Consider the following 14,135-nt stretch of genomic DNA (forward strand, 5'->3'; position numbering starts at 1 on the left):
CACGACACATCACAGCGACACAGGGGGACGAAGGCGATGACGGCCGAGCTGGTGCGGGGACAGAACCACCCGCTCTCCCAGTCCCGTCTGGAGATCAGGATCTCGGCCGGCACGCCGATCGTGGCCGTTGCCGCGCTCGGCGACGAGGACGGCCGGATCCACGGGGTGGAATGGGTGGCCCATCCGGGCGCCCCCACCCAGCCCGGTCTGGAGGTGTCGCGTCAGGCGGCCGCCGACCACCGCCTCGCGGTGGACCTGGACGCCATGACGGACGCGGTCCACCGCGTCAGTGTGCTGCTCGCCCTGCCCGCCCCGGACGGCGGCCCGGGCCCCGCCCGGTTCGGCGCCGTGGCGGCCCCCTTCGTCGCCGTCACCGGCCTGGACGGCGACGAGGTCGCCAGCTACACCATCACCGGCCTGGAGGCCGAGTCGGCAGTCGTCGCGCTGGAGCTCTACCGGCGGCAGGGCGCCTGGAAGGTGCGCGCCGTCGGCCAGGGCTACGCGGGCGGCCTGGCCGACCTCCTCACCGACCAGGGCCTGCCCCGGGCCGCGCAGCTCGCGGGCAGCATCCACGAGGCCGTCGCGCGCGGCCTCGCCCGTTCCGTGCAGGCGCCCCCGCCCCGCCCGTCCGACGGCGACCGCTCCCGGCAGGCGGCCGCCCCCGCGCTCGGCCCCGACCAGGGAGGCACGGCGCCCCAGGGCGCCCCGGCTCCCGCCCAGCCGACGTACGGCGGACAGCCGGCCGGCGGACCGCAGCCCGCCTACGGAGGCGCGGGCGGCACCGACCCGTCCGCGGCCACCGGCGGCGGCCCGGTCGACTACAGCCACCCCGGCCGGCGCACCTCGGCCCCGCCGCCCCCTCCGCCGGCCGTGCCGCCGACCCGGCCCGGTCAGCCGGCGCAGCCCGTCGCGGGGGACGCGACCGGCTGGTCCATGGAGGAGCGGCTCTACAACCAGGTCTGGGGGATGTTCGAGGACCTGGCCCGCACCACCGCCGCCTACCGCAGCGCCGTCGACTTCGCCGAGTCGCGCATGGACAAGGAGCTGGAGCAGGCCCTGTCCGACCCGCGCAGCCGGATCGGCGGCCAGGGCGACGCCGCCCGCGAGGCCGCCCGTGCCCGGCACTCCCAGCTCGTCGGCCAGGCGCGGGACGTCCTCGACCGGGACCTCGCCCAGCTCGTCGCCGAGGCCGAGGTCGTCGAGCCCGCCCTGCCCGCGGCCTTCGCCCGCTGGGACAACCCCGTCTGGCACGCCTACCGGGTGCCGATGGAGATCCCCATGGCGTTGCGCCTGGGCGACCTGCGCCTTCCCGAGGCCGAGCGGATCCGCATACCGATGCTGCTGAGGCTGCCGCTGGAGCGCGGTCTGTGGATCGACAGCGGACGGACCGACTCGCTCGACGGCTCGTTCACCGACTCGCACGACATGCGGCGTCTCGCGATGGAGACGGCGGTGGCCCACGCGGCCCGGCTGCTCGCCGTGTACCCGGCGGGTGAGTTCACCGTGCACGTCATCGACCCCGCGGGCTCCGGTGCGCAGGCCCTGGCGCCGCTGACGCAGACCGGTGTGCTGGCGGCCCCGCCCGCCCAGGGCGCCGCGGGCGTGACGGAGGTGCTGGGCCGGCTCACCCAGCGGGTCGACCTGGTGCAGATGGCGCTGCGCGGAGGCGCGCCGGACGCGCTGCCTCCCGGTTTCGACACCTCACAGCAGCTGCTGATCGTCAACGACTTCCCGCACGGTTTCGACGACCGGGCCGTGAACCAGCTGCGCTACCTCGCCGACGAGGGACCGTCCGTCGGTGTCCACCTGATGATGGTCGCCGACCGGGAGGAGTCCGCGGGCTACGGTCCGCTCCTCGACCCGCTGTGGCGTTCGCTGCTGCGACTGACCGCGGTGGCCGACGACCATCTGGCCGACCCGTGGGTCGGGCACGCCTGGACCTATGAGCCGCCCCTGGTGCCGCCGGGCAGCCAGGTGCTGCACCAGGTGCTCACCCAGGTCGCGGCGGCCCGTCGCACCTGGAACCGGTGACCTCCTCGCCCGCCTGGACCAAGCGCACGTAAAGCCCCGTGAACAGGGGCTTTGTATGTTCCTTTACCCAGCCCTTTACCAATCCTTGGTGATTGGGGTATTCTCGACCGCACGGAGGGGAGTACTCCCTGTCTGTGCGGCGACCCCGTCAATACGGATCAGGCCAGATCCCGGGGCGTCGGCCCGACGGATCGTCCGGACGCAGCCAAGCGCCGGAGACCCGGGTGGAAGAGACCTCCGGCAGCGACGACGCTGACATTTGCCGTGTGACGTATCTGCCGGAGGCGCAGTGGATGTTTCCCTGACCCTATGGGTCCTGACGATCGTGGGCCTTGGCGCCCTCATCGCGGTCGACTTCTTCATCGGCCGCAAGCCGCATGACGTATCCATCAAGGAAGCCGGTATTTGGACCGTCGTCTGGATCGTCCTGGCCGCGCTCTTCGGGCTCGGCCTGCTGGTCTTCGGCGGGGGCCAGCCCGCCGGCGAGTTCTTCGCCGGCTTCATCACCGAGAAGTCGCTGAGCGTCGACAACCTCTTCGTCTTCGTCCTGATCATGGCGAAGTTCGCGGTGCCGTCGCAGTACCAGCAGCGAGTGCTTCTCATCGGCGTCCTCATAGCGCTGGTGCTGCGCGCGATCTTCATCGCCGCGGGCGCCGCGATCCTCGCCAGCTTCTCGTGGGTGTTCTACCTCTTCGGAGCCTTCCTGATCTGGACCGCCTGGAAGCTCATCCAGGAGGCCCGGGCCGACGAGGACGACGAGGAGTACGAGGAGAACAAGCTGCTCAAGGCCGCCGAGCGCCGCTTCGGCGTGGCCGACCGCTACCACGGCACCAAGCTGTGGATCGAGCAGAACGGCAAGCGGGTCATGACCCCGATGCTGGTCGTGATGCTCGCCATCGGCACCACGGACGTCCTGTTCGCGCTCGACTCGATCCCCGCGATCTTCGGTCTGACGCAGGACCCGTACATCGTGTTCACGGCGAACGCGTTCGCGCTGATGGGTCTCAGGCAGCTGTACTTCCTCATCGGCGGCCTGCTGAAGAAGCTGGTCCACCTGTCCTACGGCCTGTCGATCATCCTGGGCTTCATCGGCGTGAAGCTGGTGCTGCACGCGCTGCACGAGTCCGGGGTGCACGTGCCCGAGATCAGCATCCCCGTCTCGCTGGGCGTGATCTGCTCGGTCCTGATCATCACGACGATCACCAGCCTGCGGGCCTCCCGCAAGCAGGCGGAGGCCGAGGCGGCCGCCGGCCGTGGCGAGAGCGCCGAGAAGGACAACATCGACGTCTGACCCCGTCGGACACGGGAACACCGGCGCCGGGAGCAGAGGTCAGCACATCGCCGACCACCGCTCCCGGCGCCCGTTCGTTTCCACCCGCGCCGCCCGGCGGCGCCGACCGAACACGACTCGTACGAGGAGGCCATGCGTGACCATGATGACCCCGAGACGATCAGGATGGCGCAGCGGAGGGGCCCGCCGGCCGGCGGCGGCCCCCGGCACACCCATCGCGGTCGGCCCCCGGGCGGAAGACACCGACAAGGTGCGACGCCCCATCACGTCTGCGACGATCGCCCCATGACCGCTCGGCTCAGGCCACTCGCGGCACAGTGGACGGCCCTGGTGCCGGTGTTCGCCGTAGTCCTGCTGGTCCTGACCTGGGGACGCGACCTGCCCGGCTGGCTCGTCGCAGTCGTGACCCTGGTCCTGGCGGGGGCGGTGCTCGCGGCCGTGCACCACGCCGAGGTGGTTGCCCACCGGGTCGGCGAACCCTTCGGCTCCCTGGTCCTCGCGGTCGCCGTCACCGTCATCGAGGTGGCGCTCATCGTCACCCTGATGCTCGACGGCGGGGACAAGAGCGCGACCCTCGCCAGGGACACCGTGTTCGCGGCCGTGATGATCACTTGCAACGGCATCCTCGGGCTCAGTCTGCTCGTCGGCTCCCTGCGCCACGGCACGGCGGTCTTCAACTCGGAAGGCACCGGAGCGGCACTCGCCACGGTGGCGACGCTGGCGACCCTCAGCCTCGTTCTGCCGACGTTCACCACGAGCAAGCCCGGCCCGGAGTTCTCCACCGTGCAGCTCACGTTCGCGGCCGTCTCCTCGCTCAGTCTCTACGGGCTGTTCGTCGCGACCCAGACCGTCCGGCACCGCGACTACTTCCTGCCGATATCCCGGCAGAACGAGGCGGCCACCGCCGAGGAGGAGCACGCCCCGGCGCCGTCCACGCGCACCGCCCTGATCAGTCTGGGACTGCTGGGCCTGGCCCTGGTCGGAGTCGTCGGCCTGGCCAAAGGCGTGTCGCCCACCATCGAGTCCGGAGTGGACGCGGCCGGGCTTCCCCACTCCGTCGTCGGTGTGATCATCGCCCTGCTGGTCCTCCTCCCGGAGACCATCGCCGCGGTGCGCGCCGCCCGTCGCAACCAGGTGCAGACCAGCATGAACCTGGCGCTCGGCTCGGCGATGGCCAGCATCGGCCTGACCATCCCCGCCGTCGCGCTGGCCTCCCTGTGGCTGCCCGGCCCGCTCGTCCTCGGCCTCGGCAACACCCACATGGTGCTGCTCGCCCTCACCGTGGTGGTGAGCGCGCTGACCGTGGTCCCCGGGCGGGCCACACCGCTCCAGGGAGGCGTCCACCTGGTGCTGCTCGCGGCCTATCTGGAGCTGGCGATCAACCCCTAGCCAGGCTGACCGGCCCCCGGCGGCCGGTCGGTCCCGGAACGGCTGATCAACCGCGGACCGGACGGCGGGCGGCGTCAGTACGTGACGGTGATGCACCGGGCGGGTCCGTCCACCCGCACCAGCCCGCCGTAGGGGATGACCAGCTGCGGGTCGGTGTGCCCGAGGTCCACGTCGAAGACGACGAGGGCCTCGGGCGCGTAGGCCCGCATCGCCCGGGTCACGGCCGCGCGCTGCTCGGCCGCGTGGGCCGCGCCCTCCTCCGGGGCGAGGGGCCGCCCGAATGACCAGGTCTTGGGGCGACCCATGAGGAGCGCCGAGAAGCGCGCGAGCAGTCCGCGCTCACCCATGTTCCGCAGGGTGCGGAAGACCTCCTCGGCGCCCGGCAGTTCCTCCGAGGTCTCCAGGAACAACACACCGCCGTCGTACTCCGACAGGTCCCGGGCGAGCCCGCGGCCGGCCATCAGCATCCAGCCGACGATCTCCAGACAGCCGCCCCAGGTGCGGCCCTCGACCACGCGGTGGGCGTTCAGCCAGGTCCAGCCCGTGCCCGGCCGGGTCTCCGGCTCCGCGTCGAAGGTCGCCGGGTCCGCCCAGTCCCGGTCGACGTCGCGCCATCGTTCCGCGGGGCGCAGCTCGTACGGGCCCGGGGTGAACAGTGCCGCCCGCAGGGAGTCGGCGGTCTGCGGGTGCATCGCCCCGGGACGGCCCAGCTCGACCATCACGCTCGCGCCGTGGAACCCGACGATCCCCGTCTCGCGCAGGAACGCGAGCAGGTTGGTGTTGTCGCTCATGCCGAAGAACGGCTTCGGATGGGCGCGGATCACCTCCCGGTCCAGCAACGGCACCACGGTGATCTGGTCGTCGCCGCCGACCGAGGCGAAGACCGCCTTGACCGCGGGGTCGGCGAAGGCGGCGTGGAGGTCGTCGGCGCGCTGTTGGGGCGTCGAACCCATGGTGCGCGTCGCCGGGTACTCGACCGGCTCCAGCCCGTACTCCTCCCGCAGCCGCTTCAGCCCCAGCTCGTAGGGGAGCGGGAAGAGACCCGGGAGACCGGAGGACGGCGAGATCACGGCGACACGGTCGCCCGGCGAGGGCTTGGGCGGATACAGGACGTCGGCCATGCGCAGAGGCTATGGCCTGGCGTTCGGCCGGGGCACGGGAAATGGGGGCTGCTTCTTGCCGGCACGGGATCCGGGGCCGCGGCGTGATCCCCCGGACAGGACTGAGGCGCCCGGTGGCCGCGCGGCACACCGTGATAGACCGGGGGCGAGCGGCGGTTCCGGCGAGGACCGCCCACCCCGACGGACCGGAGGAACCGTGCCCCGCACCCTGGCCAACGCACCGATCATGATCCTCAACGGCCCCAATCTGAACCTGCTCGGACAGCGCCAGCCGGAGATCTACGGTTCGGACACGCTCGCCGACGTCGAGCGGCTGTGCGCCAAGGCGGCGGCGGCCCACGGCGGCACGGTGGACCTGCGCCAGTCCAACCACGAGGGCCAGCTGGTGGACTGGATCCACGAGGCGCGGCTGGACCACTGCGGCATCGTCATCAACCCCGGCGCCTACTCGCACACCTCCGTCGCGATCCTGGACGCCCTCAACGCCTGTGACGGACTGCCCGTGATGGAGGTCCACATCTCCAACATCCACCGCCGCGAGTCCTTCCGGCACCACTCCTACGTCTCACTGCGCGCCGACGGGGTCATCGCGGGGTGCGGAGTGCAGGGATACGTCTTCGCGGTGGAGCGGATCGCGGCGCTGGCCGGCCCGGGACTCGCCGAGGCGTAAGCCCCGTCCGCCAAGCGGGCCTTCCTTACCGGCGCCGGCGGCCGGCGCTCACCAGCCCCGCGCGTGCCACTCCGGCAGGTGCGGGCGCTCGGCGCCCAGGGTGGTGTCGTTGCCGTGCCCCGGATAGACCCAGGTCTCGTCCGGGAGCACGTCGAAGATCTTCGTCTCGACGTCGTGGATCAGACTGGCGAACGCCTTCGGGTCCTTGCGGGTGTTGCCCACACCGCCCGGGAACAGACAGTCCCCGGTGAACACATGGGGATGCCCGTGCGGGTCGTCGTAGACGAGGGCGATGGAGCCGGGAGTGTGTCCGACCAGATGACGGGCGGTGAGCTCCACCCGCCCCACCCGGATCGTGTCGCCGTCGTCGACCAGGACGTCGGTCGGCACCGGGATGCCCTCGGCGTCGTCGCGGCCGGCGTGGGTGCGGGCGCCGGTGGCCGCCACGACCTCGGCGAGCGCCTGCCAGTGGTCGCCGTGCTGGTGGGTGGTGACGACGGACGCGATGCCGTCGTCACCGATCGTGCCCAGCAGGGTCTTCGCGTCGTTGGCCGCGTCGATCAGCAGTTGTTCGTCGGTGGCCCGGCAACGCAGCAGATAGGCGTTGTTGTCCATGGGGCCGACCGCGACCTTGGTGATCATCAGGTCCTTGAGCTCGTGCACGTCGGCTGGGCCGCCGACCGTCACCCGACCGCTGTACGTCATGGCCGTCAGCCTATAGCGGGAAGCCGCGCCGGTCGTCCCGGCCCCGGGACCGAACGGGGGCTAGAGAGGAGGAAGCGCCGGAAGTGCGCCGCCCTTCACCGCGAGGGCGGAGCCGTCCCGGCGGCCGGCCAGCCAGCCCAGCAGGTCCGCGGCCGTCCCCTCGACCGAGACCGGGCCGCCCTCCGCCCCGCCGCCGGTCGTCCAGGTCCGGCCGTCCGCGGCGGTCAGGGTCGTCGCGGGCACCTCCGGGTGGCCGTCGAACCGTGCCGCCAGGAAGCCGATCTCCCGCTCCGTGAAGGCGGACGGCAGGTCCTCCAGCTCGTAGCCGATCCCGAGGTCCACGTGGTGCAGCTCCACCTCGATCCAGCGCCGGAACGGAACGCGCTCCGCCCGGTCCGTGACCCCGTTGCGCAGCTCCACCGTGCGCGACCAGTCGGCCGGGGCCGTGCCCACCGCGCGGAAGCGCTCCGCGCTCTGTCGCAGGTCGGCGAGGTGCGCGTCGAGGGGACGCGGCGCTCCCTGCTCGATCTCGGCGTCCCGGGCCTCGCCGGAGACGTACATGGGCCGCCCCTCCAGGACGTTCACCAGGGCGTCGGCGTTGCGGGCGAGGTGGGCCAGCACATGACCGCGGGTCCAGCCGGGAAGGCGTGACGACTGGGTCACAGCCGCGTTGTCCAGTGCGGCGACCGCGGTGAGCAGCCGCTCCGTCGCTGCTTGTACAGACGCCAGGTCATCAGCGTGATCAATCATGGTGCTGACCCTAGTCCCGTCACACCTTCGGGTGAAGGTGGCGAACCCGTGCCCAGAATCGAATGCACGTGCTATATGGTCGGGGGCGGCGTCGGGCATGCTGGAGAGCCGGGGTTTGTTGACAACCCGTGAATCCGAACCGGCGTTGTCAGTGGCTCCCCCTAGTCTGAGAAGGACGGGGGCCCCGCCCCTGTCACTTCTCCAAAGAAAGGTGCGGACCGGCGTGGCCGACCGTCTCATCGTCCGTGGAGCGCGCGAGCACAACCTCAAGAACGTCTCGCTCGACCTCCCGCGCGACTCGCTCATCGTCTTCACGGGCCTGTCGGGGTCGGGCAAGTCCTCGCTGGCCTTCGACACCATCTTCGCCGAGGGGCAGCGGCGCTACGTGGAGTCGCTCTCCTCGTACGCCCGGCAGTTCCTCGGCCAGATGGACAAGCCCGACGTCGACTTCATCGAGGGCCTGTCCCCGGCGGTCTCCATCGACCAGAAGTCGACCTCGCGCAACCCGCGCTCCACGGTCGGCACCATCACCGAGGTCTACGACTACCTGCGCCTGCTCTTCGCCCGCATCGGCAAGCCGCACTGCCCCGAGTGCTCCCGGCCGATCTCCCGCCAGTCGCCCCAGGCCATCGTCGACAAGGTTTTGGAGCTGCCGGAGGGGAGCCGCTTCCAGGTGCTCTCCCCGCTGGTGCGCGAGCGCAAGGGCGAGTTCGTCGACCTCTTCTCCGACCTCCAGACCAAGGGCTACTCCCGCGCGCGGGTGGACGGCGAGACCATCCAGCTCTCCAGCCCGCCCACGCTGAAGAAGCAGGAGAAGCACACCATCGAGGTGGTCGTCGACCGCCTCACGGTCAAGGACGGCGCCAAGCGGCGCCTCACCGACTCCGTGGAGACCGCCCTCGGGCTGTCCGGCGGCATGGTCGTGCTCGACTTCGTCGACCTCCCCGAGGACGACCCCGAGCGCGAGCGGATGTACTCCGAGCACCTGTACTGCCCGTACGACGACCTGTCCTTCGAGGAGTTGGAGCCGCGCTCCTTCTCCTTCAACTCGCCCTTCGGCGCCTGCCCCGAGTGCACCGGCATCGGCACGCGCATGGAGGTCGACCCGGAGCTGATCGTCCCCGACCCGGACAAGAGCCTCGACGAGGGCGCCATCCACCCGTGGTCGCACGGCCACACCAAGGACTACTTCGACCGCCTGATCGGCGCCCTGGCCGACGCCCTGGGCTTCCGCACCGACATCCCCTTCGCGGGCCTGCCGCAGCGCGCCAAGAAGGCCCTGCTGCACGGCCACAAGACCCAGGTCGAGGTCCGCTACCGCAACCGCTACGGACGCGAGCGCCGGTACACCACGGCCTTCGAGGGCGCCGTCCCCTTCGTCAAGCGCCGGCACAGCGAGGCCGAGAGCGACGCCAGCCGCGAGCGCTTCGAGGGCTACATGCGCGAGGTGCCCTGCCCCTCCTGCGAGGGCACCCGGCTCAAGCCGGTCGTCCTCGCCGTCACCGTCATGGGCAAGTCCATCGCCGAGGTCTCCGGGATGTCCATCAGCGACTGCGCGGACTTCCTGGGCGAGCTGAAGCTCACCGCCCGCGACAAGAAAATCGCCGAGCGCGTGCTCAAGGAGGTCAACGAACGGCTGCGGTTCCTGGTCGACGTGGGGCTCGACTACCTCTCGCTCAACCGCGCGGCGGGCACCCTCTCCGGCGGCGAGGCCCAGCGCATCCGCCTGGCCACCCAGATCGGCTCCGGACTCGTCGGCGTGCTCTACGTCCTCGACGAGCCGTCCATCGGCCTGCACCAGCGCGACAACCACCGGCTGATCGAGACCCTGGTCCGGCTGCGCGACATGGGCAACACGCTCATCGTCGTCGAGCACGACGAGGACACCATCAAGGTCGCCGACTGGATCGTCGACATCGGCCCCGGCGCGGGCGAGCACGGCGGCAAGGTCGTGCACAGCGGCTCCCTGAAGGAACTGCTCGCCAACGCCGAGTCGCAGACCGGCCAGTACCTGGCCGGCAAGAAGGCCATCCCGCTGCCCGACATCCGCCGCCCGCACGACCCGTCGCGCCGGCTCACGGTGCACGGCGCCCGCGAGAACAACCTCCAGGACATCGACGTGTCCTTCCCGCTGGGCGTGTTCACCGCGGTCACCGGCGTCTCCGGCTCCGGCAAGTCCACGCTGGTCAACGACATCCTGTACACGCACCTGGCCCGCGAGCTGAACGGCGCCCGCAGCGTCCCCGGCCGGCACACGCGCGTGGACGGCGACGACCTCGTCGACAAGGTCGTCCACGTCGACCAGTCGCCCATCGGCCGCACCCCGCGCTCCAACCCCGCGACGTACACCGGCGTCTTCGACCACGTCCGCAAGCTGTTCGCCGAGACCACCGAGGCGAAGGTGCGCGGCTACATGCCGGGCCGTTTCTCCTTCAACGTCAAGGGCGGCCGCTGCGAGAACTGCGCGGGCGACGGCACCATCAAGATCGAGATGAACTTCCTCCCGGACGTGTACGTCCCGTGCGAGGTCTGCCACGGCGCCCGCTACAACCGGGAGACCCTGGAGGTCCACTACAAGGGCAAGTCCATCGCCGACGTGCTGAACATGCCGATCGAAGAGGCCATGCACTTCTTCGAGGCGGTCCCCGCGATCTCCCGCCACCTCAGGACGCTCAACGACGTCGGTCTCGGCTACGTCCGGCTCGGCCAGTCCGCGACCACCCTGTCCGGCGGTGAGGCGCAGCGCGTCAAGCTCGCCAGCGAGCTGCAGAAGCGCTCCACCGGCCGCACCGTCTACGTCCTGGACGAGCCGACCACCGGCCTGCACTTCGAGGACATCAGCAAGCTGCTCAAGGTCCTCGCCGGCCTGGTCGACAAGGGCAACACGGTCATCGTCATCGAGCACAACCTCGACGTGATCAAGACCGCCGACTGGGTCGTCGACATGGGACCCGAGGGCGGCTCGGGCGGCGGCCTGGTCGTCGCGGAGGGCACGCCCGAGCAGGTCGCGGGCGTGCCGGCCAGTCACACCGGCAAGTTCCTGCGCGAGGTCCTGGGAGCGGAGCGGATCAGCGACGCCAGCCAGGTGCCCGCCCCGCGCAAGACGGCCGCGAAGAAGACGGTCGCCGCGAAGGCGACCACCAGGAAGACGGCCACCAAGGCGGTCGACGGCACGGCCGCCAAGAAGACGGCCACCAAGACCACCGCGAAGAGGACGACCCGGGCCACCAAGGCCTGACCGGCGACAGCGACACGCGCCGTGCCGCGCGGGGACCGATCTCCCCGCGCGGCACGGCGCGTCCGCGTTCAGGCGTCCTTCGGCTCCAGCTCGTGGGCGTACGGCGGTTCCGCGCCGGCGCGTGAACAGGTGATCGCCGCCGCGCGCGCCGCGAAGCCGAGCAGGTCCTCCCACCCCTCCGCGCCCAGCGAGTCGAGGCCCTCGTCACTGAGCGCGTCGCGGGCCGCGAGGCGGTGCAGCAGCGCCGCGTTCACCGTGTCACCGGCGCCGATCGTGTCCACCACCTCGACCCGCTCACCCGGAACGGCGTACTCGCCGCCCCCGCGCGTGAACACGGTCAGACCGTCCCCGCCCTTCGTGACCACGACCGCCGCCGGACCGGCCGCCAGCCACTCCCGGGGGGAACCACCGAGCCACTCGGCGTCCTCCGCCGACACCTTCAGCAACGACACCGACGGCAGCCACCTCATGAACCGGGACCGGTAGGCGTCGGCATCCGGTATCAGTCCCGGGCGGATGTTCGGGTCCAGCGCCGTGAACACACCCCGCGCGGAGGCGGTGCGCATCAGCTCCTCGTACGCGCTCGCGCCCGGCTCCAGTACGAGCGAACAGGTCCCGAAGGACACCGCGCGGGCACCGGCCGGCAGTCCCTCCGGCGCCGTGAACAGCCGGTCCGCCGTCCCCTCCACATAGAACGAGTACGCCGCCGAACCGTCCGTGCCGACCGTGGCCACGGCGAGCGTCGTCGGCTCGTCACCGCGCTGCACCGACGACACCTCCACCCCGGTCTCCCGCAACCGGTCCAGCAGCGCCTCACCGAAGGCGTCGCGGGACACCCGGGAGCAGAAGGCGGCGGGGGAGCCGAGGCGTCCCAGCGCCACCGCCGTGTTGTACGGGCCGCCGCCGAGCGCCGGCGTCAGCGCCGCGAGCGCGCCGGCGCCCTGCGGCACCAGGTCGATCAGTGCCTCACCGGCTACGACGATCACGAGGAACTTCCTTTCGGGGGACGCTCGGAATGCATGGCTCGCCCGGGACGGTCCGGGCGCTCGGGCTGCTGCTGAGGCCGCTCGCCCGGTCCGGGCTGCGGGTCGTCCGGGCAGCCGCAGGACGTGCGGTGCACGAAGGCGCACGGCAGCCGTTCGGTCCGCGCGGGACGCTCCGGTGCGTCGAGGCGGTCCAGCAGTACCTGGACGGCCCGGGCGCCGATGTCCCGGCTGGGCTGGGCGATCGCCGTGAGACGCGGCGAGAAGAGGTCCGCCCAGGCGAAGTCGTCGAAACAGCACAACGCGATGTCCCCGGGCACGGACAGTCCCTCCGCTCGCAGGGCACGCAGCGCGCCGATGGTCATGGCGTTGTTGGCGGTGACCAGCGCCGTGGGGCGTGAGCCGAGGGAGAGCAGGCCGGCGGTGGCCCGTTCGCCACCGGTCGACTCGGAGTAGCCGTGCACCAGGAGCCGTTCGTCGAACGGCAGCCCGGAGGCCGCGAGACCGTGCCGGTAGCCGGTGATGCGCTCGGACGTGGTGCTGAGCCCCGGCCGGCCCGCGACCAGGGCGATACGACGGTGGCCGAGGCCGGCGAGATGGGTGACGAGCCGGGCCGTCGGCTCCGTGCTTTCCGCGCACACCTGGTCGAAACGCGGCCCGCCGCCGTCCCCGGGCGCGTCGACCAGCCGGTCCAGGAACACGGCCGGCACCTGATGGCGCCCGAGGTAGGCGAGCAGCTCGCGCGGTTGCGCGGAGGGCGCGACGATCATGCCCTCCACCCTGCGCTCGTGCAGCAGCTGGACGACCTTCCGCTCATGCTGCGGGTCGTCGTGCGGATCCGCGATGAGCAGGCTGTACCCGTGCTCCAGGGCCGCTGCCTCGACGCCCTGGAGGATCTCCGTGAAGTACGGGTTGCTGATCGCCGACACGGCCAGCCCGATCGACCGGGTCCGGGACGTCACCAGGGAGCGCGCCAGGGTGTTCGGCGTGTAGCCGAGCTCCTCCACCGCGTCCAGTACCGCCTGGCGGGTGTGGGGCAGCACCGGGCGGGTGTCGTTCAGGACGTGGGAGACGGTCGCGACCGAGACACCGGCGCTGCGCGCCACATCGGCCATGGTCGCCATCGTGCGGTCTCCTCGGGTGCGGCGTCGGGGGCTGCTGGCTGGGGAGGGTATCCCATCGAGTGGGGTGGCATAAACGTTTACGTAAGCGTTTACGGGAGGCGCTTGCGTGATCGATTGCGCGAGCGCTTGCGTGCCTGTTCGCGGAAGCGCTTACGTATGCGGTTACGCAAGCGTTTGCGCAACCGCTTGCGCAGACGTTTACGCGATCGCTTGCGCCGACGTTTGCGCAATCGTTTACGCCCACTCTCCACGCAGCCATTCCCGCCGACGATCACGCAGCGACGCACGTGACTCCCACCCAAAGCCGCCCGGCGAGCCTCCCCCAACCCCACCCAACCCCACCCGCGATCACCCCGGTATCGTCCCGATGTCTGCTGATGCACTGCCGTCCGACCAGTGGAGTCCCCATGTCCGCCCGCCCCGCCGCGAGCCGTCGTACCGTCCTGCGAGGCGTGGCCCTCACCCCCGTCGCCGGACTGGGGCTCGCCGCGTGCGGGGGAGTCGAGGACGACACGGTGGAGCCGTTGGCCGAGCCCGTGGAGCTCGGTCCCGAGAGCGAGGTCGCGGAGGACGGCGCGAAGCTGTACCGGGACCCGAATGTGGTGGTCAGTCGGGGGGAGGACGGCTCCCTCAAGGCGTACAGCTCCCTGTGCACGCACGCGGGGTGCCCCATCAACAAGCTGGAGGGGGCGAAGCTGATCTGTCCCTGCCACGGCAGTGAGTTCGACGCCGTCACCGGGAAGGTGCTGCGCGAGCCGGCGGTGGCTCCGCTGAAGCCGCTGGCCATCGAGGTGAAGAACGGGACGATGGTGGCCGGGCCGCAGACCTGACCG

At 71.3% G+C, this 14,135-nt stretch carries 11 protein-coding genes; 6 read left to right on the forward strand and 5 right to left on the reverse strand.

The window, feature by feature from the left end; translation table 11 throughout:
• The first annotated feature begins 36 nt into the window (after positions 1–36).
• The 3 genes from FHX78_RS26665 to FHX78_RS26675 all read left to right on the forward strand — a co-directional run bounded on the left by FHX78_RS26665 (position 37) and on the right by FHX78_RS26675 (position 4,711).
• Entirely contained in the window at positions 37–2,031 is a 1,995-nt protein-coding gene (locus tag FHX78_RS26665; protein WP_145869939.1) for a TerD family protein, read from the forward strand.
• A gap of 289 nt (positions 2,032–2,320) precedes the next feature.
• Positions 2,321–3,322 (forward strand): TerC/Alx family metal homeostasis membrane protein, encoded by a 1,002-nt coding sequence (locus tag FHX78_RS26670; protein WP_145869940.1) that lies wholly within the window; start codon positions 2,321–2,323, stop codon positions 3,320–3,322.
• A 285-nt stretch (positions 3,323–3,607) separates the two neighbouring features.
• Positions 3,608–4,711, forward strand: coding sequence for a calcium:cation antiporter (locus FHX78_RS26675; RefSeq protein ID WP_145869941.1), 1,104 nt, complete (start codon positions 3,608–3,610; stop codon positions 4,709–4,711).
• 74 nt (positions 4,712–4,785) lie between these two features.
• On the opposite strand, the gene FHX78_RS26680 is transcribed toward FHX78_RS26675, so the two are convergent.
• The gene (locus tag FHX78_RS26680; protein ID WP_145869942.1) at positions 4,786–5,832 is read right to left on the reverse strand and encodes a S66 family peptidase; all 1,047 of its coding nucleotides are present in this window, start codon (positions 5,830–5,832) and stop codon (positions 4,786–4,788) included.
• 196 nt (positions 5,833–6,028) lie between these two features.
• On the opposite strand from FHX78_RS26680, the gene aroQ reads away from it, so the two are divergent.
• On the forward strand, positions 6,029–6,502 hold the full coding sequence (gene aroQ, locus FHX78_RS26685) for a type II 3-dehydroquinate dehydratase (protein ID WP_145869943.1): 474 nt from the start codon (positions 6,029–6,031) through the stop codon (positions 6,500–6,502).
• Positions 6,503–6,550: 48 nt separating this feature from the next.
• Here aroQ and FHX78_RS26690 read toward each other — a convergent pair whose 3' ends face one another.
• The gene (locus FHX78_RS26690; RefSeq protein ID WP_145869944.1) at positions 6,551–7,207 is read right to left on the reverse strand and encodes an MBL fold metallo-hydrolase; all 657 of its coding nucleotides are present in this window, start codon (positions 7,205–7,207) and stop codon (positions 6,551–6,553) included.
• Between the two features lie 60 nt (positions 7,208–7,267).
• The gene (locus FHX78_RS26695; RefSeq protein WP_145869945.1) at positions 7,268–7,957 is read right to left on the reverse strand and encodes a maleylpyruvate isomerase family mycothiol-dependent enzyme; all 690 of its coding nucleotides are present in this window, start codon (positions 7,955–7,957) and stop codon (positions 7,268–7,270) included.
• Positions 7,958–8,180: 223 nt separating this feature from the next.
• Here FHX78_RS26695 and uvrA point away from each other — a divergent pair, with 223 nt between their 5' ends.
• The gene (gene uvrA / locus FHX78_RS26700; protein ID WP_145869946.1) at positions 8,181–11,195 is read left to right on the forward strand and encodes an excinuclease ABC subunit UvrA; all 3,015 of its coding nucleotides are present in this window, start codon (positions 8,181–8,183) and stop codon (positions 11,193–11,195) included.
• Between the two features lie 68 nt (positions 11,196–11,263).
• Here uvrA and FHX78_RS26705 read toward each other — a convergent pair whose 3' ends face one another.
• The gene (locus FHX78_RS26705; RefSeq protein WP_145869947.1) at positions 11,264–12,181 is read right to left on the reverse strand and encodes a carbohydrate kinase family protein; all 918 of its coding nucleotides are present in this window, start codon (positions 12,179–12,181) and stop codon (positions 11,264–11,266) included.
• Complete coding sequence (locus tag FHX78_RS26710) at positions 12,178–13,302, reverse strand: LacI family DNA-binding transcriptional regulator (protein WP_229924072.1); 1,125 nt, start codon at positions 13,300–13,302, stop codon at positions 12,178–12,180. The genes FHX78_RS26705 and FHX78_RS26710 overlap by 4 nt, the downstream gene beginning before the upstream one ends.
• A gap of 407 nt (positions 13,303–13,709) precedes the next feature.
• Between FHX78_RS26710 and FHX78_RS26715 the strand changes: the two genes are divergently transcribed.
• Positions 13,710–14,132 (forward strand): Rieske (2Fe-2S) protein, encoded by a 423-nt coding sequence (locus tag FHX78_RS26715; RefSeq protein WP_145869948.1) that lies wholly within the window; start codon positions 13,710–13,712, stop codon positions 14,130–14,132.
• Positions 14,133–14,135 lie beyond the last annotated feature (3 nt).

The organism is Streptomyces capillispiralis, assembly GCF_007829875.1.
In the GTDB taxonomy this organism is placed as follows: domain Bacteria; phylum Actinomycetota; class Actinomycetes; order Streptomycetales; family Streptomycetaceae; genus Streptomyces; species Streptomyces capillispiralis.